Raw genomic sequence first — 24,873 nt, forward strand, 5'->3', positions numbered from 1 at the left:
CGATACAGGAAAGAAGCGATCTTCCGCCTCTGACCAAGGAGACTTCGGACAGGACAAGGCTCATCTAAATTCTCCTTCTTTTCGTTTTGCCTTTAAGATCAGAGATAAGAAGAAGGGACCGCCTAATCCTGCGGCAATGATGCCGATCGGAAGTTCCGAGGGGAATACTATGGTTCTTGCAGCCAGATCCGCGCAGGAAACTAGGAGTCCTCCTCCCAGAAGAGAGGCAGGCAAGAGGGTTCGATGGCCGGGGCCGAGTAGCATTCTCAAGATATGGGGAACGATCAAGCCTACAAAGGCGATATTTCCGCTGATGGAGATGCTACTTCCCACCAAAAGACTAGATAAGATAATTGTTATATTACGGATCCTTTTCACTTGGAATCCGCTATAAAAGGCTTCCGCTTCTCCTAAGGTTAGGACATCTAAACTTCGGCTCAACCAAGGAAAGAATAGACTCACAAAGATTAAGACAATACTCAGGATAGTGACCTTATGCCAAGTGGCTCCCGCTATGCTTCCTAAGCTCCAGAAGGTCAGGTTTCTCAATTGTGCATCATCCGCTAGATAGGATAGGAATCCCAATAGAGAGATCACGGTTGCGTTCACTGCGATCCCTGTCAGTACGAGAACTAGGGAGAATCCTCCTCCTTCTCTTCTAGAAATAAGATGAAGAAAGAAGGATACAAGAAGCGCTCCTCCGAATGCGAATGCTTGTAGGAAATAACTTTCCTTGCCTCGGAATTCAGGAGGGAGAAAGGAAAAGATCTTTTCGGAGCAAACGATCCAGACTGCAGCAGATAAGGCCGCGCCCGGACCGACTCCGATAAATCCTGGTTCCACTAATGGGTTCCGGAACAGTCCTTGGATACAGACTCCTGCACAGGCAAGCCCTGCTCCTATCAACACCGAAAGAAGGAAACGAGGAAGCCTGAGATCCCAAACTAAAAGAGAATGTGGAACCTCCAACAGGGAGAGTGAATCTTCTCCTAAGAAAAGCAACCGATAGAGTTCCGAGAGTGAGATCGTTACCGAACCCAAACGTAAGGATAGAACTCCCATACATAAGAGAAATATTCCCATGCAGATAAAAACGTAAAGGGAAGAAGAACTCGGTGGATTTCTTACTTTCACAGAAGAGATCAAGGTTTCTTTCCCGAAGTCTTACCGTGTAAGTTGTTGTACAATTCTTCCATTCCTTGTCCGAGTCTTGGTCCGAAGCCTAATAGCACCAGATCGTCAATAGCTATCACTCGTGCATTTTTGCCTGCGGGAGTTTCTTTGAGACCAGGAAGAGAAAGAACTCCTGAGATCCCACCTAAGCCTTCCAATCCTCTACTTGGGATGAGGATCACATCCGGTTGAGAAGAGATGACCGCTTCCGGAGTGATGGGTTTGAATCCTTTGAACCCGGTGATGGCGTTTATTCCCCCGGAGAGTCGGATCATTTCGTCCGCCGGCGTTTCCGTTCCGGATACTTGTGCGAGATTCGTGCCTCGATGATAAACGAATAATACTTTAGGCTTGGATCCGAGACGTGAGACTTTTGCGGAGACAAGATTTGCTTGTTTACGGATCTCTTTCGTAAGCTTCTTTGCGTCCGCTTCGGCCCCGATCTCTTTACCGATAGAGAGAATGTTTTGCAAGGTTTGTTCTATCGTGGGAATCCCTGGCAGGAGGATCACTCTTAAGCCTGCGCTCTTGAGTTGATCGATGACTTCCGGAGGTCCTGCATATTCCAGGCCCAAGATCAAATTCGGTTTTAAGGAAAGGATCCCTTCTGTGGAAAGAGCTCTCTGGTATCCTACTTTGGGAAGCTTGGTTGCCTGAGGAGGATAAAGAGAAGAAGTATCGTCTCCTACGACCAAATTCCCTTTTCCTAAGGCGAATACGATCTCCGTTACTGTGCCATTCAGAGTGACAATTCGGATCGGTTGTTCTTCTCCATAGATCCCGTAGGAAGAAAGAAAGAGGGATAGAAGGACTAAAAAACGGTATTTCATGCAATTTTCCTGATTCGTTAATAATAATTTTATAATTTACTTACGTTTATTTGGAATAGGCTACTGAGGGGTCCATCCCGCTAAACTTTCCGTCTATGCCCACATAATAGAACCTGGGCTTTTGAGGGTTATACGTGAGATCGAATGTATCGAGTAGATTGTCCACACCCGCGAAGAACTCGAATGCGCCTAGTATCTTCTGAGAAACTCGGATATTCAGATTGGTATGAGGGTTCACCATCCGTACGCCATAGGTTGGAGCACTAGTGCAATAGGAAAGATTTCTCTCCGTGCAATAATCTTGGATGCCTTGGGGAATGGACCCGAACAGATCCTGGATGAGATGATTCGTATTCGCCTGCAGGAGACTTGTGATCGCAGAGTAGTCCGAGGAAAGTTGAGGGTCGCACCAAAGAGGATTCTTCTGGCAATAGTAGGGTTGCTTGCCGAATACGACCGCAAATAGAGAAAAACTAAATCCGCTGGAAGGATGATCCAATCGGATATTCGCATTCCATCTGTGATAACCTCTTCCTTCTAAAGGAAGGTCCGTGAGTTCGTCCTTGGTATCGGTGTAAGTATATCCGCCTCCTAAGGAAATATTCTGGTGCACTCTTATAGTGAAGGAAGATTCGAAACCCTTACTGAGAGCCTTTTGGAAATTGGAAGTGGAATAAATGATCAACCCGGAGGCGTCTCGATTCGGATTGGTCCTAAATCCGATGAGGTTATCTACATTATTATAGAAGAAATTGAAACTGAACCAAAACCTCCGGTTTGGCTCCCATTCTCCTCCTATATTATAACTACGAGAAAGTTCCGGCTTAAGATCGGGATTTCCGGCGACTCTGTATCCTACTCCTGGATTTATAAAATTATAATATAGGTCCTGAAAGCTGGGAGCTCTGTATCCTAAACCGTTGGCGGCTCGGATCTTGAATTTGTCCGTTACATCCAAACGGACCGCTAGCTTGGGAAGGGTTTGTCCGCCATAAATGGAATCATGATCGGAACGAAGTCCGGGAACGATTTGTATCCTAGGAGCATTGGAAATTCTCCATTCATCCTGAACATAGAAAGCGGTCCTTTGTCTTTCCGCATAACCGTTCCTGGTTTGGTATGTGTCGGAAATTCCTAATAGATCATCCACGCATACGTATGGAAAATTGCGTTTACAATCCGGTGCTATCCTAGCAGAAGAAAGTTGGTCGATCAGTGTTTCCGCTCCGTAAGAGATCACATGTCCTTCGGAGATCTTGTGGTCCAAGCGAGTGCGAAATTCGGTAACTGCGTTATCTAGCTTCTCCCTTTTGTCCAATGCGTCGGACTGTCTTTGATCCAAGGTATACGTATCGAAGAAGCGGGCATAGTTTGCATTTACGTTTAGGTTTAAGTTCTTAGTCAGTTCCCAATCCGCGTTCAAGGCCCCCATGAAATCATGGGTCTTATTGCTTCTGTCGTACACCGTATTAGGAAGAGAAGCATCCACTGCGCTTTGGTTTAAATATCTATAATAGAATTGGAATCCGACCTTCAAAGCCTCACTGATATCGAATGTGGTCTTGTTGGAAACGTTCAGATCCTCGAATGCACTACCGGATGTGGATTCCAGAGGAGGAGTGTAAGGCAGATGCTTCTTTGCGATGAGTATCTTTGTGGAAAGAGGCATATTCGTAGGGAAGGGAGAATAATTCGGAGAGAGACTTTCTATTCTTCCGTTCTTCGGACCTAAGGTCGCGTCCGGAGTAAGATCATACCCGTCTCCTCTATGCCAGCCCGCTGTGAATTGAGTGGATACGATCCCTTTTCGAACTCCTACGCTCGCATAATTCCTGAACTCTAATCCTGTTCCGTAATAGAGAGGGTTGCCCCCGCCTGCGAATGTTCTGAAATTGGAAGAGTAGGGCTCCTTCTGGTCCTTAGTGACGATATTGATCACGCCGGCAATCGCATCCGAACCGTACAATGCAGAGGAGGCTCCTTTAACGATCTCGATCCTTTCTATATCTTCCGCTTTGAAACGAGTCAGGTCGATGGAGCCGCTGAATCTTCCTGTTGTCCTTTGCCCATCCACTAGGATCAGAACGTTTTGTCCGGAAAGACCTTGGAGTCGAACAGTCGCTCCTCTTTCTCCTGCCTGCGCAGGACGTACTTCGATCCCAGGAACATTCCCTAAAGTATTAGAAAGATCTCGGGCTCCCATGGCATCTATGTCCTTCCGAGTGATTACCTCAGTGGTGATGGTAGAATCTTTCAGAAGGCCTTTTCTTCTAGTGCCTGTGATCGTGATAATGGAGCCCTTATCATTAGCAGTTCCATTCCCGTTGATTGTCTCGGAAGCAGTGTTCGAGTCCGAGCTTCCTTTTTGTTTTTCCTTCTCTTGCTTTTCGTCCGTTGTCTTTTCGGGAACCATGTCCGTTTCTGCGAATAAGGGAACTCCCGAGAGACAAAGAATAGAAAATAGAAGTAAGTAAAGAATTCTGGAAGGAGAAGAATTCGGGATCCTCCTCATAGAACAGTCTTCCATTGGAGCTGAGGATAACCGCTGGTCCCTCCTACAGTCGCATAGTAGCCGGTCATCTTCACAGCAAAGTAGGTAGAACCATCGGAGGCTCTGACTAAATAATAACGTGTCTTAGGAGTCAGGATATGTGTGACGGAATCATAATCGTACCAATCCCAGAAAGAAGGACTCGCATTCTCATCCGCATTCCCGAAGCCTCCTCCTCCGGTTTGGGTCATTTCCTTGTCCAATTCCAAGGTGCAGCCGGAAGAGTTTACGTCGTCCAAGGATGCATTGCTTGCATTGAAACAGGAACCTCCCGATCCGGAACCGCTTGTGCCACTATTTGTTCCGATCACGAAGCGTTTGAACTTCATGTCCCAAGAACCGGATTTACCGACTATTCCTCCTCCGGCCTTTAGATCCACATAGACCCAACAGGATTCGGAACTCGCATTTACTTCAGTGGATCTTGTTGAAGAACCCGTAGTGTTAGAACTTCCGGTGTATCCAAGGCAAGGATCCACAGGTTCGGAAGAAGCTGCCAAAAGAGAAAGAGCGTCGTCCCCTCCGTTGTTTGGTCCACCGCAGAACGTCAGGGACACTCCTATAATAATTATAATAATAGAATATATTGATTTCATGATATTTTCGTTTCCTATTCGGATTCCTAAGATAGGTCTTCCCTTACGCATCTCGAGGAAAACGTAAAGGAAGACGCGGAACGAAATGTTTCCTTAAGGAAGAACGCTTTCGCTGGATACGGTTACCGTTCCCGGAGTGGTTCCGGTGGTATTCGAGATCGTAGCGTAGCTTGTTCCTGTTCCTACCGTAGAGGTATCTACCCAATCCGATTTGTTCAGAATGGAATTGCCAGAAGTCAAAGTGGACTTATTGCCACAATCCGCTCCGTTTGTACCGGTTGCCCAAACAGTCACTCTAGGAGGAGAAGATTGGGTCAGATCGTAACAAATGTCCGCAGTGCTTGTCTTGAAGCTTGGAACAGTCGTAGTGTTCACTTCTTCCGTATTGAAGTCCACATAGCTCATTGGCGGAGGCGGCGGCCCGCCACTATATAAGGTAAATTTAAACTGTCCTGCACTCGCTGCAGTCATGCAGCTTGAGTCGGACCAACCCTTGGTCATACAGAATGCGACGTGGTTTCCGCTTAATTGGATCCCGTTAAATCTATAATGTTTTCCTGTTCCTGCATCGGGTTCACACAGCGCTTGAGGAGTTGTAATGGAGGCAAGAGAAGAGCTACACTCTGTCGCGTCGGTTGCAGTTACGTTGGAGACCACAATCTTCTTCGCAGTTAAAAGAGAAGTGTTGCTAAATCTGAAATATGCCCCTGTTCCAGAGGCTAAGGAAACAGTTTCACTGTTCCAAGTAGAGATTACCTTAGTCGCGTTCGCTTCTTTTAGAGTGCTCTTCACTTTACAGTTTGCGTTATTCTCTCCGGTGACCCAGATGATCACCCTGGGGGTCTTACCGGATCTACGAACGATGTCCAGGCAAAGCTCGGAAGGTCCAGGGTTCCCAAATGTAGAGCCTGCAAATACAGTACTGGAATCGCCCGCCTGGTAGTTCCCATCCGCTCCGAACTTGGTCCAGGTATTGGAGTTCGTATCTCCAGTGTTTCTGCCGTGAACTAGAGCAAGGTTCCCGGAACCAGCGGTGGTGGCAGTGCTTGCCGGAACAGAACTTGGCCCTTTAAATAGATAGAAGTACCCGTTGAAGCTAAGGGCCTCCAAACCTTCTACTCGGAAGTGGACCGAATCTCCGCCTGAGGCAGGGGTGCAAAGAGCGGCATAGGTTCCTGTAGTGTAGGAACTTTCCAAGTCGGTCTCACAACTGGAATTGGCCGGAGGCCAAACGCTGGCAGACGAGCCTAAACCCGCTAGAGCAAGGGCGGAAAGCGAGGCATCACTTCCCTTGGAAGTCAAACCGTCGCAACTCGCAAAGCTAAGGGCGAATACGGCGGAAAGACAAATTCCCAATATAGATCTTTTCATGTTTTCTCCTGATGAGACTCAGTTCTCATTAGCTTCTTCGAGGAGTCATGTTTCTGTATTTGCTTTTTTAAAATGAGTCTAGGACTCAAAATCGATAAATAGGTTCTTTTGTCAAACATTATTGAGAATAATTCTCAGAATATGGGATTGATCTGGATCAATTGTTTGGACGAGCGATCGTTATTTAAAAAAGAATTGGAGTTTTGATTTCGAGAAGGAGTTCCTTCTTTTTGGGAAAAGTAATTGCGGGTCCCCTTCTACTGGGATAAAACTATCGGGCCGAAAACTCTTTCATTGGAAAGAGGATCATTTCGCAAAAGGAGGGTATGCAATGAAGAAAAAATGGGTGGTGGTTGCGAACCGGAGTGAAGCCAAGATTTTCGAATACCAAGGGCCGACAAACGGATTGAAGCTAGTGCAATCCATGGAAAATCCGGAAGGAAGACTTCGGAATTCCGAGTTAGTCACTGGAGCAGGGCAGGCCTCCAGATCTGATTTTGATTTTTTTCACGAACCGAAGAAGAGAGTGGCGGCGGCATTTGCAGGTAAGCTCTGCGATTTCGTAAACATGGAAAGGAAGAAGGATTCCTTCTCCAATTTCATCCTGGTTTCCGAGCCGGGCTTTATGGGAATGATCCTAGGCAAACTGGATGATAAGTCCCGAGAAAAGATCTATCATAAGATGCCCAAGGACATAGTGCACGAAAGAGAATCTACGCTCATGAATCATCTCAAAACAGTTTTGATGTGATCCGTTTGAACTTTCGAAAGCGCTTAAGGGGTCGTCGATTCATTTCGTCGGCCCCTTTTCGTTTCTGGGAATAAGCGCCAGGATCCTTATCAGGTATTCACTTGACGCGCGCTCTTGGTCTTCGATCCTACCTCAGAAAAAACCGGAGGGGAAATGGCTGCCAGCAAAGACAAATACGTACTATCCATTGATAGCGGAGGAAGTGGGATCCGCGCCATCTTATTCGATAAGAAGGGTAAGATCGTTTCTCGCCAGTACGAAAAGACCCCGCCTATCATAGCCGAGCCCGGGGCTCTGGAGCATGATGCGGAGAAACTATGGCAGGCCCTTCTCTCTATTCTAAAGAAAACATTCCGCAACAAGAAATTCCATCCTTCTAATATAGATTCGATCGGGATCTGCAACCAGAGAGGATCTTTTCTTCTTTGGGAAAAAGAGACAGGCAAGCCTTTGACCAAGCTCATTAGTTGGGCTGATGTACGAGCGAGCAAGACCTCCGAAGAAATGAACTCCAATAAGATATGGAAGATCATCCAATTCATCTCCAGGATATTAGGTGGGATTACGAACAATCCGATGCTCGTGGCAACGTACTTGCTCAAGTTCACCACGGACCATGCCTCTGTTCGGTTGAAATGGGTATATGATCTTCATCCTGAATTGCGAAAGAGATCCAAGAAGGGAGAAATACTTTTCGGAACTCTGGACACTTGGTTCGTTTATAAGCTCACTAAAGGGAAGGAACATTTAAGCGATCCTTCGAATGCGACTGTGACCGGCATGTTCAATCCGTTCCAGTTGCAGTGGAACGCTCCTCTTTGTGGGATCTTTGGGATCCCTACTAAGATCTTCCCGAATGTAAAGGATACCGCCGCAGATTTCGGCTCCACGGATCCTTCTCTATTTGGAGGGGTCGCTATTCCGATCCGCTCCGTGGTAGGAGATCAAATGGCCGCGTTATTCGGTCATGCTTGCTTTGAGAAGGGCGGGGTCAAGATCTCCCAAGGCTCCGGTGCCTTTGTCGACATGAATATGGGAGATAAGCCTAAGATCTCTAAGAGAGGGCTCTTTCCACTTGTGGCTTGGAGGTTGAACGGAAAACCGACGTATATGTTAGAAGGGTTTACGGGCACCGTTGGAACTCTTATCGATTGGTTGGGCAAGGGAATAGGTCTTTCCGACACACCGAAGGTACTGAACGAATTAGCGTCTCAGACCCAAGACACGGAAGGCGTGATCTTTGTTCCTACCGCCTCCGGAATGAGATTCCCCCATTTCAATCCGAACGCAAAGGCTTCGGTATTCGGACTTTCCCTTGCTACTCATAGAAGACATGTCGCTCGCGCTGTCCTCGAAGGGATCGCATTATCCTTATTTGATATTCTAGAAGGAATTAAGAAGGATACGAACGTTCCTGTCAGTTCCATCATGGTGGATGGAGGAGTTTCCCAGTCCGATATACTTCTGCAATGCCTGGCCGATTTCTGTCAGGTAGATGTGAAGAGGGCTCCAGAGCCGGACATGACTGCTACAGGGGCCGCGTATCTTGCCGGACTCGGTTCCGGTTTTTGGAAAACCAAAGAAGAACTTAGGAGCTTAGAAAAAGGATACAAGGTATTTAAGCCTAAGATGGACGCAGAGCGTAGAAAGGAAAAGCTGGATCGCTGGCATAGAGCCGTCCAATCCACTCTTAGGATAGATTAAGGATCTCTAATTTGAAATACGGATGGAGCTTACGATCGTAGTCAATTGCTCCGCAAGCTCGTCCGTAGGATCCTCGTCCCCATTGTAAGTGACGAGGACCATTCTCTTCTTTGCGGATACAAGATAAACCATCCAATGTCTGCCGTCTTCCTTTAGGAATTCGCAGGCGAGTATCTTTGCGCCTTCACTATTATTAAAGACGACTGCCTTGTCCGATTCGTACTCGATCTTGTGGGTTGCCAAATATCTCTCTAACTCTTTTTCCGGATCGAAGACTCCGTCCTTGTTCTCGAATGCATACACCTGCATTGCGCCGGCCCCGTTTTCCTCGAAAAAAGCGGGGATCCCTTCGATCACTATATTCTGCCAGTGGCCTGGGATGACCATAGTGTACCAACCGGAAGGAGATCGATACAGCCTGTATTCTGTTTTGTGGTCCATGCGGGGAAGACTCCGGAATTTCAGTCATCTTACTCCGAGTAAAAATACCTGCAAGCATGTTTGGGAAGACTTGACATTCGCATTATCCGGAGCGATCTTCTCTGATTGTGATCGCGATCCTTAAAAATAGAAGAGGTCCCTTCTACTTAATTACGACCTTCTTCGCAATCGTGTTTTTCGCAATATTCGCCTCCTCTCTCGCCATTCTATTCTCTCTCTTTCTGATCGCGATCCTGATCTCCTATCCGGTACTTCTGGACTGGATCTCTCGGTTGTACGGACAAGAGGATATCGCTGACGAAGTGCATTATGCAAAGACCAAGGATGGATGGAATATAGCATTGCATCGGCATATTCCCCCCATACCGAACCCTAGTCTTGCTCCTGTGATCGTAGTGCATGGGATCGCAACGAACAAGTATGTCATCGATCTGGACAAGAGGCATTCCCTTCCGTATTACTTAAAGCTGAGGGGATATGAGGTATTCGCCGTTTCCTTGAGAGGTGCGGGAGCTTCTTATCACGAGAGCAGGGGAGGATACGAGGATTTTACTTTCGACGATTTAGTAAAATATGATGTTCCTGCCATTCTCTCCAAGGTCCTTTCGATCACGGATAGCAAGAGAGCGAATTGGGTCGGGCATTCCATGGGAGCCATGATACTCTATTCGTATCTGGGAATTGCTACTAAAAAGGAAAAGGAGAAGGTTGCTTCTTTTGTTTCCATTGGAGGTCCCGGGAACCTGAATCATTTGGGCTTAAGCCTGATCGGACTTCTTTCCAGATTTCCAAGAGCAAGAAAAGTCTTGGATCTGAAATTCGGAGCGTCGATGCTTGCGCCTCTCGCCGGAGAAATATATACTCCTATCGACGAGATCCTATATAATCCGAAGGCGACGAGACCCAAAACGGTCAAGAAGGTCATGAAGAACGCGATAGAGAATATCAGCGAAGGACTGATAGAACAATTCATGTCTTGGATAGAGACCAAGAAGATGAGTTCTCTCAACGGTTTTCACGATTATATAGAATTACAAAAAGAGATCACTGTTCCTAGTCTATTCATTGCAGGAGCAAAGGATGCGATCGCGACTCCTGAGACGGTCAAGTTCGTATACGATAGAGCGGGTGCAAAACATAAGAAATTTCTAATCATCTCCAAGGAAGAAGGAGCCACCGAAGACTATGGACATGGCTGTTTGATCCTGGGAGAGAAGGCCGAAGACGATGTATTTCCTAAGGTGGAGTCTTTCTTAAGAGAGTTCGGAACCTCTAAAAAACTGAGTTGGTTCGGACAAATAGAGAGAAAAATCCGCAAGAAAGTCGGCCTGAGAACGACATAAACACTCATTTCCCACCTCAAAAGAGTAGCATTCTTCCCGGAATCTCACCAAATCATTGCCTCTATAATGAAATGATATGCTTATTATATAGGCATTAAACTAAAATTATCTCAAATTTTGAGCATATTTTCGTTTTTGGAGAATTGGTACGCTATTTGCATAAAAGTCGGTAGAGCGAAACGAATCTTGTTAAGAGAAATAGAATCTGATTCGTAGAGGTGCGCACCCATGATAGAGCTAAAATTCGGGCAAAGAAAGGTGGTGAACTTCCGAGGAGCCAGAAAGGTCGTCGGAGGATTAACAGAGAAGAATAAGATCGATATTCTTCTTTATATCAGCAAGGAGTTTGCGAACGCAGACAAGGAAGAAGAACTTTACGATATCGTAATTAGCCTTTGCAAAGATATCTTCGAATGCGATAATACTACTCTCAGAATGTGGAAGGACAATCTTCTGGTTCCTTCCCGGTTTTTTAAAGAGACGATTCCTCCTCGTAGGAACCTAAGCCAAGATGAAGGGTATTCCGGGTTTACATTTAAGACCCGCATGCCTCTTCTCATCCAAGACCTTAGCCATCATGTGGAATATATTGACGAAGGCGAGACCACTCGCGCCGTTATGTGCGTTCCTATTATGTATAAGGAAGACTGCCTAGGTACGATCGCAGTAGAATCCGATACGGAATTCTTCTATAGAGAAGACGATCTGGAGATCCTGGAGGCGCTCGGTTCTCAACTCGCGCTTGCGATCACAAGCGTGCGACTGATCCAAGGTTTGGTCCAGGCAAATGAAAGAGAGGCCCAGATCTTAAAGCAATTGGAATGGGATATGCGCATGGGTCGCAATGTCCAGAGCCAGATCGTGGAGACCGTGATCGCTCCTTGGAACGGTTTGCATTTCGGTACGTATTATGAACCTATGACCGAGGTTTCCGGAGATTACTTTAATGTAGTCCGCCAGGGAAACTCCATCACCGCGATCATTGTGGATGTTTCCGGTCATGGTATTCCGGCCGCGTTAGTCACTATGTCGATTCACTATCAGTTCCAAAGATGTACCGCTTTGGGTATGGGTCTGTCTGAGACGATGGCGGAACTAGGAGAATCTGTCCGTCCTCAACTTCCGGATGGAACTTACTTCACTGCGTTCATCCTGAAAGTATACAGCGACTATACGTATTCTTATGTGAATGCCGCCCACCAGAAAATGCTGCATTATCATAATGGCACGGGTCGCATTGAAGAACTGGATACGCAGGGAGTTCCATTAGGGATCTTTGAAGTAGAACGAAGCAATTTCGAAGAAAAACACGGTAAGATCCTTCCTGGGGATATTTTATTCCTGCCAACGGATGGGATCGTAGAACAGAAGAACGACCAACGCCAAGAGTTGGGGAACCAACGTTTTATCGAATGGATCCGCCAGGAGAAAGCTACCATCGAAGAACAAAGAGATAAGATCTATGTTTCCGATCTAGTCGGTTCCCTCATCGGAAGGTTCAAGAGATATAAAGGCGATATCCGTAACGGAGACGATGTGTCCCTACTTGCACTGCAATGCAATCCTGAGTTAGGAAAAGCAAAGACCCTTCTTTCTCTCGCGAAGTCCGCGGCAAAAGCCAAGAAGGATCAGGTCGCTTACGACAAGGCCTTGGAGGTATTCTCCATGGACGAGTCTCTCAAGGACAGTCTTGTTCTTCTGGGCAAGATGTATTACAGGGACAGGAACTTCGAGAAAAGCGTTCAATTCTTGGAGAAATACCTCCGCACAAGCGGAGAAGAGTCCGAGCATATCCACTATCTTTTGGGAAGAGCATATTACGAACTCGATAATATTCCCGAAGCCAAGAGAGCGCTGAAACGTTCCTTGGCGATCGATCATACTTATGCCAAGTCCAGCCTAAGACTGGCTAGATGTTACTTGAAAGATAATGAGACGCCTAAGGCGATCAAGGTATTGCAACAAGGGATCAAGAGTGCGCCTACGAACGAATATCTGAAGATCTCTCTCAAGAAATTAGAGGAGCTCGTCAGACGTAAGACCGCAGAAGTCGGTGCCGAACAGAGAAAAGAGGCAGTTTGAGGAATCATAAGCGAAGTCAGGAAATGATGAATAAAGAGAAAGGAGACTTAGATCAAATATGCGTATATTAGCATTACTTATGCTCGCGTTTGTCTCGAGCGGAATTTGGGCCGAAGAAGCTGCACCTGTTACAGCGGAAGCTGCGTTAGATGCAGTTGGGGTCCTGAGGAATGAAACGAACTGGCTATGGACCTGTATTGCAGGCTTCTTAGTATTCTTCATGCAAGCCGGGTTTGCATTGGTAGAAGCTGGGTTCACTAGAGCAAAAAACACAGTAAACATTCTCATGAAGAACTTCATGGACTTTGCACTTGGGTCCTTGGCGTTCTGGTTGATCGGATTTTCCTTTATGTTCGGACCTCAATTGATCCATGCGGTCGGGATTGGACTTCCTTCCATCGCGGATAGTCTATTGATCGTCGGAGGAAAACCGGACGCAGGTAAGTTTACTTTCTTCATCTTTCAGTTGGTGTTTGCAGGAACTGCGGCAACTATCGTTTCCGGAGCGATGGCTGAAAGAACGAAATTCGTGGATTATGTTATCTTCTCCGTGTTAATCACAGCTTTTGTGTATCCTCTCTTCGGGTCTTTGGCTTGGTCGAATCTTTTCGATCCGGAAAACAAAGGTTATCTTGTGAACGCGGGATTCATCGACTTCGCAGGCTCCACTGTAGTCCACTCTGTGGGCGGTTGGGCAGGTCTTGCTGGTACCATGGTTTTAGGACCTCGTATCGGTAAATACCAAGACGGGAAAGTTGTCCCTATTCTTGGCCATAACATGACTATCGCCGCATTAGGTGTTTTCATTCTATGGTTAGGTTGGTTCGGATTTAACCCAGGCTCCACTACTTCCGTAGGTGGAGGGACTTTCGCGATCATCGCTGTTACGACTAACTTCGCAGCGGCAGCTGGTGCGGTCTCTTCAATGATCGTGACATGGATCCTTTTCAAGAAACCGGATATCGGTCTTACTTTGAACGGAGCCCTTGCGGGTCTCGTGGCGATCACTGCCCCTTGCGCAAACGTGAGCATTAGCTCTGCGATCATTATCGGTTTGATCGGAGGGGTTATCGTTGTGTTCAGCGTTTTATTCTTCGATAAGATCAAGATAGACGACCCTGTGGGAGCGGTTTCCGTTCACGGAGTCTGCGGAGCATGGGGAACGATTGCTGCCGGTCTTTTTGCAGAAGAAGCTTTCGGCGGTATTAATGGTCTATTCTTCGGAGGCGGGATCAGTCAACTTCTGGTCCAATTGACCGGAGTAGGGATCGCATTCGTTTGGGCTTTTGGCGCGAGTGCAATCATCTTCCTTGCGTTGAAATATACCATCGGACTGAGAGTATCCGAAGACGAGGAGATCCAAGGTTTGGATATCCTGGAACACGGAAACGAGGCATATCCAATCTCCAAATAATTCCTATTAGTGAAAACCTCCGTATTTTGCCCTGCGGAGGTTTTCTTTTCCCGTTGACGGAAAGAATACTTCTACCCGAATTGAGAGAATGCGTTCGGGTTCCTTCTTCCGTTTCCCACAAATTCTGCTCATTCTTGTCGGTTGTCTGTTGGTCGGATGCTTCGAATATGAAGAGACTCTTACCATCAATCCGAACCTAAGCGGGACCCTCGAAGTATCTTATGTGGTTCCTACAAAGAGAAAGTCGGACGAGTCCCTGATCAAATTCCTTCCCACACGTAAAGAAGAGATCCTGAATCGTTTAAACAAGGGATTCTTTTTCAAGAGCCTGGTCTTAAAAGATTATACATTCCAAAAAATGGAAATTCCCGAGGCGGAACCCGGAGCCTTTAGGGAAAAAGCCAAAGTGAGTTATAAATTAGAATTCACTGACGTCTCCCAACTGGAAAGCATCTTGCTTGGAAATGTGCAGATCAAAAAAGAAAAGGCAAATACGATCTATATCAAGAGAGAATTTCCTTCTATCTCCAAGTCTTTGGACTCCGTGCAGGGTGACGGAGAAAAGAAACTTCTAGGTGAGACCTTAAGATTGATCCGTGGTAATTCCTTATTGTTTAAGGTGAATTTCCCGATCACTTCGGTTTGTTATACGAACCGAGGCGAACAAAGTCTCGGAAAGCTTGCCTATCGTCTTCCTCTCGCGGACACGATCGAGAAGTTCGGGAACAAATCCTGGGACTATCGGATCACCTTCGTCTATTAAAGTTTGTACTTGTTAATTTTTACTTGGCGCTTCGCTGCGAGCATCGCTTCGCGATCTCGCGCTCGGCCTACGGCACATTGCCCTTCGGGCAACGTCGCCAAGCTTGTGCTTAGGGGTTTCGTTTTGTTGAGCGGTGTGGTGTTTTTTCGCCATGCTGTTGGGTTGGGCGTTTGTACATTGGAGTGCGCCCTGTTATTGGGTTGGGCGCTAGCACTAGAGAATTCCTAGTTCGTTGCAGTATTGGCCGAAGAGTTCGAAGCCTTTGCGGTCGGAGTCTGTGATCTCGTAATGGAGTTCTTGGGTTAGGTATTTGCGAACCAAATCGGAAGGAAGGCGAGTTTCCTTTTGGATGATTTCTTCGATATGCGAGAGGCCGTAATCCAAGGATTGTTGATAAAAATCATCCGGAAGTTCCAGGGGTTTCTTCGAGGCCCAGAGGGCAAAGATGAATGACGTGCCTGTGGTCTCATACCACCATTCTGCCAGGTCTTTTACCTCATACACTTCCGGGTCCCATTCGGCGAATAACGCGTTATCTCCAAATAGCATATGGGAGCCCCTTCCCATTGAAATTTCTTCCTTAATGATCTTGGGGTCGGTAGGCGCCACCTCGGGCAATTGCCCGGAATCCTTGTAAACCAATACTCGGACCAAGGCCATACTAGTCCTGGATCCGTTATCCGTTAGGATACGATAGGGAGGGTAAGGCTCCTTCTTATTTTTGAAAAACTTAATGGATCGGACCGTTTCGGAAGCACACACTCCCACTTTGAGGGAAACTGATAATACGTCGGAATGTCTTAGGCATTCGATGGAGGAGATCAGGCCTACATCTACTAGGCCTCTTAATAAATAGTCTTTCAGTAAGGAAGGGTTTTCGGGGACTACCTTATGCTCTGGATCTTGTTCGAATCCCCAGGTCAAAGGTCTCGCGTTTAGGTGTTTTACGATTCCGATCCGCACTTACGAATATTTTCCTACTAAAACGTTACGTTTTTTGGGTTATTTACCAAAAAAACGATCCTTCTCCTTCAATCCAGAAAAAATAGTTTTTCCTTTCCTTTTCCAGGGAGTTTCCCGACTGTATTCTGAAGTAGGGACTTCTTCGTCCAATTAAAAGAATGAGTCGTTCGGAATCGATTCTGATCAAAGTAGATTATGAGATCCTAAATGGAGATCATGAGGCTTTGCGCACCTATTTGAATTCCCACCTTGAAGGGAGTCCTAATTCCGTAATCCTAGACTTGGACGAGGTCCAGGTTTTGACTTCCGTGGCCCTTGGCTCTCTGGTTGCTTTCGCAAATCGGTTGAGAGGCATGGGGATATCTCTGGAAACGATTAATGTCAGTTCAAAACTTTTAGAAATTATTAAATTAGTTTCTCTAGATCAATCTCTGGGTATCCGCTAATTTATGGAAGAATCCTTTTCTCATTTCTCGCAGATCACTGACGAGGAATTCAAGTTTATCAAAGATCTTATGTACAAGGAAACCGGGATCTTTCTTGCGGATCATAAAAAGATAATGGTCCAATCCCGATTGAATTCTCGTGCGCGCATGCATAAGATGCAGAATGTTTCGGAGTATATTAAGGGTCTGCAAGCGGACCGAAAGTTCTTCCAAAGCGAACTGACCGAACTTATCAATCGAATTACTACGAATAAAACGGATTTTTTTAGGGAGAACCATCACTTTGAGTTCCTAAAGGATACGTTCTTTCCTTCGCTCGAAGAGAAGGCGGCAAAATCCGGAAAAAAGAGCCTTCGTATTTGGTCTAGTGCCTCTTCTACTGGAGAAGAACCGTACACGATCGCGATTACTTGCGCGGAATATTTTATGCACAAGCCGGGCTGGGACATTAAGATATTCGCATCCGATATTGATACGAATGTGATCAAGACCGCTCAGGAAGGGATCTATAAGGCGGATCGTCTGGAGCCTGTGAGCGAATCCTTAAAGAAGAGATACTTTTTGAAGGTCAAAGATCTCTCCGGAAAGAACGAAGATATGTATCAGGTAAAGCCTGAGATAAAGGCCATGGTAGAATTTCAAAAGGTGAATCTTCTGGAAGCTCCTTATCCGATCCGAGAGAAAGTGGATTGCATTTTTTGCAGGAACGTCATTATCTATTTTGATAAACCTACTCAGAAGAAGATCTTCGAGAATTTCGAGAATGTTCTCAAGGACAGAGGTCTCTTGGTCATCGGTCATTCGGAGACCTTATTCGGTATTTCGGAAGCCTATAAGTTCTTAGGTCATACCGTGTACCAAAAGAAACCTAAGATCTGACCGGAACCTTCCTTGAGCCCGGATCCTATTCTGGATCTTCTGGTATATTAGAGATACATTATGAAACGGATTTTATTACTTGGATGCTTCTTCTTATCCCTTGCTCTCATCGATTGTGGCAAGGGAGGAGAAGATAAAGAGATCGCTGAGTCGATTGCAAGAGGGGCCTTGGTTTTAGATGTGAGGACTCCGAATGAATATTCTATCGAACATTTTCCGGGAGCGGTAAATATCCCGATCAGTAGTCTTTCTTTGAGACTGGATGAACTAGGGGCCAGGGACCGTGAGATCGTCGTCTATTGCCAATCCGGGGGAAGAAGTCTTCGAGCAAAATCTCTTTTGAACGATAAGGGCTTTGGCAGAGTGAAAGACGCCGGAGGATTGCAACATCTCTTCTCGGCGACTTCCAAATGATCCATTTATAGCTTAAACTTCTCCGCGATATTGCGGAGAATATCGGCCGTGTTCGATAGGTTTCTGGCAGAAGAGGACATCTGTTCCGCTCCAGACGCCGTATTGATCGTATGCTCGTTGATCTGGACAATGACCTGGGTGATCTCGTGGACCGCCTTCTTTTGTTCGTCTGTGGCGAATTTCACCGATTCCGATTCAGATTTTACGCGATCCACGTTATCCGTTACGACTCGATTGATATCGCTTTGGGACCCTGTGATTGAATGTAATCTGTCCATTGCATTCGAAACTTGATCTACATTCTTGATGATCGCGTGAATGATCTCAGTGGATGCTTGGATCCCTTTGGCACCGCTATCCAATTCGCCTGTGTTCTTGGAGATCATTGCGGAAATGGACTTGATGGACGAAGCCGTCTTCTCGGATAGCTTGGAGATCTCTTCCGCAACCACTGCGAATCCCTTTCCTGCTTCTCCGGCACGCGCCGCTTCTATGGCTGCGTTCAACGCGAGTAGTTGGGTCTGATCGGAGATATCATTGATGATCCCTACGATCGCAGTCATTTCGCCGGAAGATTTCAGGATATTCGAGATCATTGCATTCATTCCGGAAAGCGATTCTTCTCCTCTTTTCGCTTGGAGAGAAATGGACTTTGCCATTTCCAAAGTGTTCTGGATCTCTTCTCCGATCTGCCGTACGCTTTGGGAGAGTTCGGTAATCTTTCCTTGGAACTCGGTCATATTGGAATATTGTTTATATGTGGAAGAAGCGATATTCTCCATCCCGGCAGACATCTCCTCTACGGTAGCCGACATCTGCTCGGTAGAAGCAGCAGTGGACTGGGCCCCATTCGAGAAACTCTCCGAACTGGTGGAAAGTTGCTCGGCAGAAGTAGCAAGTTCATAAGAGATCTTTTGGATCTCTTTTACCGAATTTCGCAGGCTTTCCAAGAAAGAGTTCGTATCCTTGCTTAAGTCTCCGATCTCATCTTCGTGGAAGATCTGAAGATCGGATCTTAGGTCGCCGGTCGCCATGGAGCGGAATAGATTTCTGGCATCTTCTAAAGGATGAAGTCTAGCATTCACGATCCGATATATTATAAATATGGAAACTATTAGAAAGATGACTGCAAAGATAGCGATCCGGTATAGCATTTGGTGGACTACCTGGGCAAGTTCCTCTTTGGAAACCACCGCGGAGATCTTCATCTGATACTCGTCGATATTGTAGGTGGTTGCGATCTTTTCCTTTTTGAAGAAATACTCTATATGCTCATCCGTTTTTAAGGAGAGTATCTTCTGGCCCCATTCGGTCTTGCTTAGATCCAATTTTAGGATCAAAGATTTGTCGGGATGCCCGATAACCGCTCCACTAGAATCCACTACCGCAATATAACCGTCGTTACCGATCTTGATCCCGGCCACTACCGTTTCTGTGAGAGAGTTGAGTGAAATGGAAAAGCCTAAGATCGCGATGACCCGATTGCCTTGTTTTACCGGTACGGTAAGAAGGGTGACTGCCTCCTGTGTAACAGGAGAGCGACCTACCTTGCTTAGGAACTTTTTGCCTTCTAAGGTTGCCTTAACGTTCTCATCGAAGCCGGTTCCTCCCCAGCGAAAGCCGGTAGCCTTGCCGCTTGCATCCGCAATGATACTTGGATTTTCTTCCGGAGTGGAAATGAAAACATTCTCATAGGTCCCATATCTTTCCTTTAGATTTGCGAGTATCGGAATCAGGGTCGCAGTGTCCCTGGTTTCTGCGGCTCGAACGAAGGAAGCGTTAGAGGATAGGAATTCGGCCAAAATGAACTGTTGATCGAAGAAGAATTTTATGTATTTCCCGCCGAGTCTTGAGATCTTCTTCATCTCGTCTATATAAACGTCTTCTACATATCCTTTCGCGGTGAAGTAGGCGAAGGTGGAAACTCCGAGAGTAAGTAGCACTATCGTTGCGGTGCTTACCGCGAGTATAATAATCTTCAGACTATTTCTATTCATTTCTTTAGCTAAACCTAATGAGGATCCATTCGGAGCGGATCATATTTTGAATTTTTCTGTTATGTTTCTAAGGGTTTCTGCGGTGGTCGCCAGGTTCTGAGCAGAAGATGACATTTGTTCTGAGCCTGAGGCAGTATTCAACGTATGTTCGTTGATCTGGGTGATGACCTGAGCAATCTCATTGACCGCTCTCTTTTGTTCATCGGTGGCGAGTTTGACCGCTTCCGCTTCTGTTCCTACTCGATCCGATTGGGTGTCTACTTCTCGATTCACCGATTCCTGAGTGGAAGTGATCTCGAAGAGATGATTCATTGCATCCCCCACCGAATCCACGTTCTTGATAATGCTGTGCAAGATCTCCACGGAAGAACGGATCCCTTTGGCTCCTTCGTCCAATTCGGAATTGTTCTTATTGATCATTTCTCCGATGGATTTGATAGAAGACGCGGTCTTTACGGAGAGCTTGGAGATCTCTTCCGCGACCACTGCGAATCCTTTCCCCGCTTCTCCCGCGCGCGCTGCCTCTATGGCCGCGTTCAATGCGAGTAATTGGGTTTGATCGGAGATATCGTTGATGATCCCAATGATTGATTTCATCTCGCCGGAGGACTTGAGAATATTCTCGATCATATTGCTCATTCCTGTTAAGGAAACCTCTCCTTTCTTGGCCTCGGCAGAAATGGATTTGGCTACACCCAGGGTCTTTTGGATCTCTGCTCCGATATGTCTTACGCCGGATGAGAGTTCTTTTACCTTAGTATGAAATTCTAATATATTCGAGTATTGCTTGTCTGTGGTTGCGGAGATGCTTTCCATTCCCGCAGACATCTCCTCGACGGTCGCAGACATTTGTTCCGAAGAAGCAGCCGTGGACTGGGCCCCGGTCGCGAAGCTCTGAGAGGAAACTGTCAACTCTTCCGCAGAAGATGCTAGTTCTATAGCGATCCTCTGGATATCCTTCAGCGAAGCCCTGAGGCTTCCTATAAATGCATTCAAGTCCGCGCTCATGACGCCGATCTCGTCGTTATAGACCACTTTGATATCCGAAGTAAGATCTCCCTGGGACATGGTTTGGAAGAGACTACTCGCGTTCTCCAAAGGATCCAGTCTCTTCTTTAAAAGAATATAAAGTAGATAGGAGGAGATCAGGACCGTTATAATGCTTGCGATCGAGATGAATATCAGAAGCTCTATTAATACTTCTCTTACTTCCGCTTTCGGCTGGATGGCGACCACTATGATCCTCCAATCGTCTAAGCGGAATACGGAGGAGAATCGATCCGCTCCTCGGAAGGTGAACTCAAGAGATTCTCCGGTCTTCATGGACAACATACGTTGCCCGTAAGGTTCCTTCATCACATCCAGGTTCATGATCATTTCTTTCTTGGGATGGACGAATACCAATCCCTTATCGCTCATGATGGATACGTAACCCTGTTCTCCAATATGGATCTTCTTGATAATCTTTTCGGAAACCACATCATAGGAGAGAGCTATGTTCATTACTCCTATGATCTTTCCCTTGTCCTTGATCGGAACGGAGATCACTGCAACAGGAAGTCCTGTAATAGGAGATTTTTGCGGAGGACCTAAGTAATGCTTTCCTTGCTTAACGGCCTCTTGGTTTTCCACGAGCTCCGCACCTTGGGTCTTGTAACCTACGGACTTACCGTCTAAGCTATCTGCGAGGATCTGGACGGGACCTCCATCCAATGCAAACACGAAAACGTTTTCGTATATACCGTAACGTTCATGTACTTCCTTTAAAAAATCTCCGGCCAATGGTTTGCGGGTGAGCACCGTTTGGATGACTCTGGAATCCGCAGCCAAAGTTTTGGCAACATTGACATGGGAATTCAGGAAACTGTCGAATTCCTGGGCTACTACGGAGGTAACACTATGCATCTGCTCCATATAGATCTGAGTTATCTTTCTTTGCCCGATATAATACGCAGCTCCGGAAATTAACAAGGTAAGTATTACGAGTATGGCAATCCCAGCGCCTAGAAGAATGAATTTTAAACTGCTTTTTTGCATACGGTTTTAATAAGATCCCTATCGGTTGATGAACGTCCGATGATCAGTTAGGATAAATAGTCTCTTTTGCTAGATTTTTTTAAAAACGAAAAGGATACGAGAATCCGCTCTCGAATCGAGTGGCACATTGTAGCTGGACAAAAGCGAAGAGTCAAGAACCTTTACGTTTCGATGAAATCAGTCTCTTTCCTTCTTTTTAGAAAAAGCTATATCCTATTGGAAGGATTACATGTAGGAATTCCTACTGTCATTTGCAAAGAAACAGAAACTTTCCCAGGCTAGGTTCTTGGTTGCGTTTTCGATGAGGTAAGAGAATCTGGAAAACGAATTGGAACCTGTCCATTATTCGGTGCTCTATAGGGAGATTGTATCCTTCTTCCAGTCCGTTTTTGAGAAAGACAAAGAGATCCTTTTTTTGGACGGTACTGCCGGAGAAGGAGGACATAGTTTACTCCTTTTACAAGCCTTCCCTCAATCCAAATTAATACTTTTGGACCGAGATTCCGTTATGCTCTCCCGAGCCCAAGCAAGACTCTCCGAGTTCAAGGAGAGGATCATTCCGATCGAAGCCAATTTTTCCGAAGTGGATCCGGAGTTCTTACAAGAGAACGGGATCTCTGGCCCCCCGGATGGGATCCTATTGGATCTTGGAATTTCCACATTTCATCTACTACATGCCGGCAGAGGATTTAGTTTTAGAGAGAACGAACCTCTAGATATGAGATTGTCCTCCGCAGGAGGGATCTCTGCGGAAGATGTGGTCAATACCTATCCCGAAAAGGCTTTGAGTAAGATCTTTTACGAGTATGGAGAGGAGCGTTGGACGAAAAAGATCGTGGAAGCCATCCTGGAAAGAAGAAGGCATTCCCATATTGGTTACTCGGGAGATCTGGCCCAATTGGTTTCTCGGGTAATCCCCCGAAAATTTTGGCCTCCCGGAAAGCATCCCGCCACTAGGGTCTTTCAGGCACTGAGAATAGAAGTGAACCAAGAACTTCTTCATATAGAAGTGGGGGTCCCAAAATTATTGGAAGTACTTGCTCCCGGAGGGCTCATGCAGGTGATCTCTTTTCATTCTTTGGAAGATAGGATCGTAAAGAATTTGTTCAGGGACTTTGCCCGGACAAGAGAGGCCAAACTGCTCACCAAGAAGCCGGTAATCCCGGGTGATGAGGAAACCAAAGAAAATCCGGCGTCTCGTTCCGCAAAATTACGTGTCATACATAAGACACTTCCCACCGATATTGATATGGAAGAGGAAGAAGAATGAGCCGCATCTCCGATCTCCTATCCAATAGAATATGGTCCGATCTTAGATTCTTGACCAGGATCTTTGTTTGGATCCTTCTTCCCTTTTCCCTTGTGTTATTATTCGTTTGGCAAAACGTTCAAGTGGCGAGATTGAATCGAGAGATCTCTATCGCTTCTCAGGATAAAGAGAAATTGCTCAAGAAGAACGACGATCTAAAGATCGGGATGGCGACCTATACTTCAGCGAGAAGGATAGAAGCATTGTACAGAAAGACTTATCATTATTTGCCGATCACTGTGGGAGATCGGATCATTACTGTGACTCTTCCTCCGGAAAGAAACGAGACAGAACTTGAGAATTTCAGAAATCCTTGATCTTTTTCCCGAGATCCGACTAGAGGATCCGAGTCCTTATCGGAACGAGGAGATCTCCTTTGTTCGAACAGATTCCAGAAAATTAGGATCCGAAGATCTATTTTGTGTTCCTCTTTTCTTGGGGGAGAAGGGATTAGAATATGCAAAGTCTTCCGCTTCTCGTTTCGTACTCATCTCAAATACATTCGGAATTTCTAAATTAGAAAATAAGATCGTTCTAAGATCTTCTTCCGATCCGGAAGCCCTTGCGGGGCCGATCGCATCTAGGATCTTAGGCGACCCTTCTTCTAAAATGAAAGTAGTGGGAGTGACCGGAACGAACGGAAAGACCTCCCTCACTCATATCCTTGCTTTTTTAGGGGAATCCCAGGGAAAATCCTGCGGGATCATCGGAACCACAGGAGTGAAGTTCAAAGGGAAGGTTGTGGATACCGGCTATACTACTCCGGACCCGTCCAGTTTACAAGAGATCCTGAAAGAGATGTTGGAGAACGGGGTCGAATACGTTTTTATAGAAACAAGTTCTCACGGTTTGAAATTAGGAAGAACGAACGGGATCCGATTCAAGGCGGGGATCTTCTCCAATCTTACCCAAGATCATTTGGATTTTCATCCTAGTATGCAGGATTACTTGGAGAGCAAGGCACTTCTATTTTCTTCTTTGAATTCGTATGAGGACACATTTGGAGTTTACGATGCGGAGGCGCCCGGCGGACGCGATTTTGCAGCTCTTCTTCCTAAGGTTGCCCCTAAACTTTCCTTGTTTGCATTGGGTAGCGGGAAAGGGGAGATCCCCGTTCACAACGAACACTTCTCCCTGGAAAAAACGACGTATGAGATCGGCCTTCCTTCTTCTTGGAAAGGCAATACGGAAACGGTAACGAATCTATTAGGAGGTTTTAATGTACGAAACACTGCCTTGGCCTTCGTTACCTGTCTTGCCTTGGGTTGGGAGAAGGAGAAGCTTCTTTCTGCTCTAAAGAATATTCCTCAGATCCCGGGAAGATTTCAGATCTATTATAGTCCGGATCGGACTCGAATGGCAGTCGTAGATTATGCCCATACTCCGGATGCCTTGCAGAATATCTTAAGAAGTATACGGGAATCCAAACCAAAGGAACTCATCGCTCTCTTCGGATGTGGAGGGGACAGGGATAGGACCAAGCGTCCTAAGATGGGAAAGATCGCTCAGGATCTTGCGGACAAAGTGATCCTGACCTCGGACAATCCTAGGACTGAAGATCCGGAATCGATCCTGGACGATATACAAGAAGGCTTTACAGGCGGATACATTCCTTTCCTACGAGAGGCAGATCGAGCGGCAGCGATCCGTTTCGGCATCTCTTCCCTGCAAGAAGGTGCCTGTCTTTTGGTCGCAGGAAAAGGGCACGAAGACTATCAGATCGTCGGAAAAGAAAAAAGGCATTTCGACGACGGAGAAGAGATCCGCAAGGCCTTTGATTCCCTACAAAAGTAAATTCTTGTCAAAAAA

Annotated in this window: 21 protein-coding genes; 12 read left to right on the top strand and 9 right to left on the bottom strand. The window is 46.2% G+C overall.

Features of this window, described 5'->3' with window-relative positions:
• Positions 1-60: 60 nt before the first annotated feature.
• The 5 genes from EHO57_RS15135 to EHO57_RS15155 all read right to left on the bottom strand — a co-directional run bounded on the left by EHO57_RS15135 (position 61) and on the right by EHO57_RS15155 (position 6,521).
• The gene (locus EHO57_RS15135; RefSeq protein WP_246050719.1) at positions 61-1,146 is read right to left on the bottom strand and encodes a FecCD family ABC transporter permease; all 1,086 of its coding nucleotides are present in this window, start codon (positions 1,144-1,146) and stop codon (positions 61-63) included.
• Complete coding sequence (locus EHO57_RS15140) at positions 1,143-2,003, bottom strand: heme/hemin ABC transporter substrate-binding protein (RefSeq protein ID WP_135645895.1); 861 nt, start codon at positions 2,001-2,003, stop codon at positions 1,143-1,145. The genes EHO57_RS15135 and EHO57_RS15140 overlap by 4 nt, the downstream gene beginning before the upstream one ends.
• Before the next feature lie 46 nt (positions 2,004-2,049).
• The gene (locus tag EHO57_RS15145) at positions 2,050-4,515 is read right to left on the bottom strand and encodes a TonB-dependent receptor plug domain-containing protein (RefSeq protein WP_135645894.1); all 2,466 of its coding nucleotides are present in this window, start codon (positions 4,513-4,515) and stop codon (positions 2,050-2,052) included.
• Entirely contained in the window at positions 4,512-5,150 is a 639-nt protein-coding gene (locus EHO57_RS15150) for an HmuY family protein (protein ID WP_135645893.1), read from the bottom strand. The genes EHO57_RS15145 and EHO57_RS15150 overlap by 4 nt, the downstream gene beginning before the upstream one ends.
• A gap of 93 nt (positions 5,151-5,243) precedes the next feature.
• The gene (locus EHO57_RS15155) at positions 5,244-6,521 is read right to left on the bottom strand and encodes a hypothetical protein (protein ID WP_135645892.1); all 1,278 of its coding nucleotides are present in this window, start codon (positions 6,519-6,521) and stop codon (positions 5,244-5,246) included.
• 331 nt (positions 6,522-6,852) lie between these two features.
• Here EHO57_RS15155 and EHO57_RS15160 point away from each other — a divergent pair, with 331 nt between their 5' ends.
• Positions 6,853-7,272 carry a host attachment protein gene (locus EHO57_RS15160; RefSeq protein ID WP_135645891.1) on the top strand — a complete coding sequence of 140 codons (420 nt, stop codon included), beginning with the start codon at positions 6,853-6,855 and terminating at the stop codon, positions 7,270-7,272.
• Positions 7,273-7,425: 153 nt separating this feature from the next.
• Positions 7,426-8,976, top strand: a complete 1,551-nt coding sequence (locus EHO57_RS15165) for a glycerol kinase 5 (protein ID WP_135645890.1) — start codon at positions 7,426-7,428, stop codon at positions 8,974-8,976.
• A gap of 6 nt (positions 8,977-8,982) precedes the next feature.
• Here the strand turns inward: EHO57_RS15165 and EHO57_RS15170 are convergent, their stop codons facing one another.
• Positions 8,983-9,417, bottom strand: coding sequence for a hypothetical protein (locus tag EHO57_RS15170; protein WP_135645889.1), 435 nt, complete (start codon positions 9,415-9,417; stop codon positions 8,983-8,985).
• A 107-nt stretch (positions 9,418-9,524) separates the two neighbouring features.
• Here EHO57_RS15170 and EHO57_RS15175 point away from each other — a divergent pair, with 107 nt between their 5' ends.
• The 4 genes from EHO57_RS15175 (at position 9,525) to EHO57_RS15190 (ending at position 15,019) form a co-directional block, all read left to right on the top strand.
• Positions 9,525-10,760 (top strand): alpha/beta fold hydrolase, encoded by a 1,236-nt coding sequence (locus tag EHO57_RS15175; protein ID WP_135645888.1) that lies wholly within the window; start codon positions 9,525-9,527, stop codon positions 10,758-10,760.
• Positions 10,761-10,988: 228 nt separating this feature from the next.
• Positions 10,989-12,842, top strand: a complete 1,854-nt coding sequence (locus EHO57_RS15180) for a SpoIIE family protein phosphatase (protein ID WP_135645887.1) — start codon at positions 10,989-10,991, stop codon at positions 12,840-12,842.
• Positions 12,843-12,900: 58 nt separating this feature from the next.
• Positions 12,901-14,256 (top strand): ammonium transporter, encoded by a 1,356-nt coding sequence (locus EHO57_RS15185; RefSeq protein WP_135645886.1) that lies wholly within the window; start codon positions 12,901-12,903, stop codon positions 14,254-14,256.
• Positions 14,257-14,344: 88 nt separating this feature from the next.
• Positions 14,345-15,019, top strand: coding sequence for an LIC11874 family lipoprotein (locus tag EHO57_RS15190; protein WP_135645885.1), 675 nt, complete (start codon positions 14,345-14,347; stop codon positions 15,017-15,019).
• A gap of 213 nt (positions 15,020-15,232) precedes the next feature.
• Here EHO57_RS15190 and EHO57_RS15195 read toward each other — a convergent pair whose 3' ends face one another.
• Positions 15,233-15,982 carry a menaquinone biosynthetic enzyme MqnA/MqnD family protein gene (locus EHO57_RS15195; protein ID WP_135645884.1) on the bottom strand — a complete coding sequence of 250 codons (750 nt, stop codon included), beginning with the start codon at positions 15,980-15,982 and terminating at the stop codon, positions 15,233-15,235.
• 158 nt (positions 15,983-16,140) lie between these two features.
• Here EHO57_RS15195 and EHO57_RS15200 point away from each other — a divergent pair, with 158 nt between their 5' ends.
• The 3 genes from EHO57_RS15200 to EHO57_RS15210 are packed head-to-tail and all read left to right on the top strand — an operon-like array spanning position 16,141 to position 17,721.
• Positions 16,141-16,428, top strand: a complete 288-nt coding sequence (locus EHO57_RS15200; protein WP_246050721.1) for an STAS domain-containing protein — start codon at positions 16,141-16,143, stop codon at positions 16,426-16,428.
• 3 nt (positions 16,429-16,431) lie between these two features.
• Entirely contained in the window at positions 16,432-17,307 is an 876-nt protein-coding gene (locus EHO57_RS15205) for a CheR family methyltransferase (RefSeq protein WP_135645883.1), read from the top strand.
• Positions 17,308-17,367: 60 nt separating this feature from the next.
• Positions 17,368-17,721: a rhodanese-like domain-containing protein gene (locus EHO57_RS15210; protein ID WP_135645882.1), complete on the top strand. Its 354-nt coding sequence runs from the start codon at positions 17,368-17,370 to the stop codon at positions 17,719-17,721.
• A 5-nt stretch (positions 17,722-17,726) separates the two neighbouring features.
• Here EHO57_RS15210 and EHO57_RS15215 read toward each other — a convergent pair whose 3' ends face one another.
• Both EHO57_RS15215 and EHO57_RS15220 read right to left on the bottom strand, forming a co-directional pair.
• Positions 17,727-19,718, bottom strand: coding sequence for a methyl-accepting chemotaxis protein (locus EHO57_RS15215; RefSeq protein WP_135645881.1), 1,992 nt, complete (start codon positions 19,716-19,718; stop codon positions 17,727-17,729).
• 39 nt (positions 19,719-19,757) lie between these two features.
• Entirely contained in the window at positions 19,758-21,755 is a 1,998-nt protein-coding gene (locus EHO57_RS15220) for a methyl-accepting chemotaxis protein (RefSeq protein WP_135645880.1), read from the bottom strand.
• A gap of 328 nt (positions 21,756-22,083) precedes the next feature.
• On the opposite strand from EHO57_RS15220, the gene rsmH reads away from it, so the two are divergent.
• Genes rsmH through EHO57_RS15235 form a run of 3 tightly spaced genes read left to right on the top strand, consistent with a single transcriptional unit; the run spans position 22,084 to position 24,858 of the window.
• Positions 22,084-23,025 (top strand): 16S rRNA (cytosine(1402)-N(4))-methyltransferase RsmH, encoded by a 942-nt coding sequence (gene rsmH, locus EHO57_RS15225; RefSeq protein WP_210410041.1) that lies wholly within the window; start codon positions 22,084-22,086, stop codon positions 23,023-23,025.
• A complete protein-coding gene (locus tag EHO57_RS15230; RefSeq protein ID WP_135645878.1) occupies positions 23,022-23,381 on the top strand; it encodes a hypothetical protein in 360 nt (119 codons plus the stop codon). The genes rsmH and EHO57_RS15230 overlap by 4 nt, the downstream gene beginning before the upstream one ends.
• Positions 23,359-24,858: a UDP-N-acetylmuramoyl-L-alanyl-D-glutamate--2,6-diaminopimelate ligase gene (locus tag EHO57_RS15235; RefSeq protein ID WP_135645877.1), complete on the top strand. Its 1,500-nt coding sequence runs from the start codon at positions 23,359-23,361 to the stop codon at positions 24,856-24,858. The genes EHO57_RS15230 and EHO57_RS15235 overlap by 23 nt, the downstream gene beginning before the upstream one ends.
• The last annotated feature ends 15 nt before the right edge of the window (positions 24,859-24,873 follow it).

Source organism: Leptospira langatensis (assembly GCF_004770615.1).
GTDB lineage: Bacteria > Spirochaetota > Leptospiria > Leptospirales > Leptospiraceae > Leptospira_B > Leptospira_B langatensis.

Bases quoted from the DNA above. Each gene is read 5' to 3' on its own strand.
- EHO57_RS15170 (WP_135645889.1), bottom strand. From the start codon at position 9,417: ATGGACCACAAAACAGAATACAGGCTGTATCGATCTCCTTCCGGTTGG.
- EHO57_RS15185 (WP_135645886.1), top strand. From the start codon at position 12,901: ATGCGTATATTAGCATTACTTATGCTCGCGTTTGTCTCGAGCGGAATT.
- EHO57_RS15200 (WP_246050721.1), top strand. From the start codon at position 16,141: ATGAGTCGTTCGGAATCGATTCTGATCAAAGTAGATTATGAGATCCTA.
- EHO57_RS15230 (WP_135645878.1), top strand. From the start codon at position 23,022: ATGAGCCGCATCTCCGATCTCCTATCCAATAGAATATGGTCCGATCTT.
- EHO57_RS15220 (WP_135645880.1), bottom strand. From the start codon at position 21,755: ATGCAAAAAAGCAGTTTAAAATTCATTCTTCTAGGCGCTGGGATTGCC.
- EHO57_RS15210 (WP_135645882.1), top strand. From the start codon at position 17,368: ATGAAACGGATTTTATTACTTGGATGCTTCTTCTTATCCCTTGCTCTC.
- EHO57_RS15215 (WP_135645881.1), bottom strand. From the start codon at position 19,718: ATGAATAGAAATAGTCTGAAGATTATTATACTCGCGGTAAGCACCGCA.
- EHO57_RS15145 (WP_135645894.1), bottom strand. From the start codon at position 4,515: ATGAGGAGGATCCCGAATTCTTCTCCTTCCAGAATTCTTTACTTACTT.
- EHO57_RS15140 (WP_135645895.1), bottom strand. From the start codon at position 2,003: ATGAAATACCGTTTTTTAGTCCTTCTATCCCTCTTTCTTTCTTCCTAC.
- EHO57_RS15155 (WP_135645892.1), bottom strand. From the start codon at position 6,521: ATGAAAAGATCTATATTGGGAATTTGTCTTTCCGCCGTATTCGCCCTT.
- EHO57_RS15165 (WP_135645890.1), top strand. From the start codon at position 7,426: ATGGCTGCCAGCAAAGACAAATACGTACTATCCATTGATAGCGGAGGA.
- EHO57_RS15180 (WP_135645887.1), top strand. From the start codon at position 10,989: ATGATAGAGCTAAAATTCGGGCAAAGAAAGGTGGTGAACTTCCGAGGA.
- EHO57_RS15190 (WP_135645885.1), top strand. From the start codon at position 14,345: ATGCGTTCGGGTTCCTTCTTCCGTTTCCCACAAATTCTGCTCATTCTT.
- EHO57_RS15150 (WP_135645893.1), bottom strand. From the start codon at position 5,150: ATGAAATCAATATATTCTATTATTATAATTATTATAGGAGTGTCCCTG.
- EHO57_RS15205 (WP_135645883.1), top strand. From the start codon at position 16,432: ATGGAAGAATCCTTTTCTCATTTCTCGCAGATCACTGACGAGGAATTC.
- EHO57_RS15160 (WP_135645891.1), top strand. From the start codon at position 6,853: ATGAAGAAAAAATGGGTGGTGGTTGCGAACCGGAGTGAAGCCAAGATT.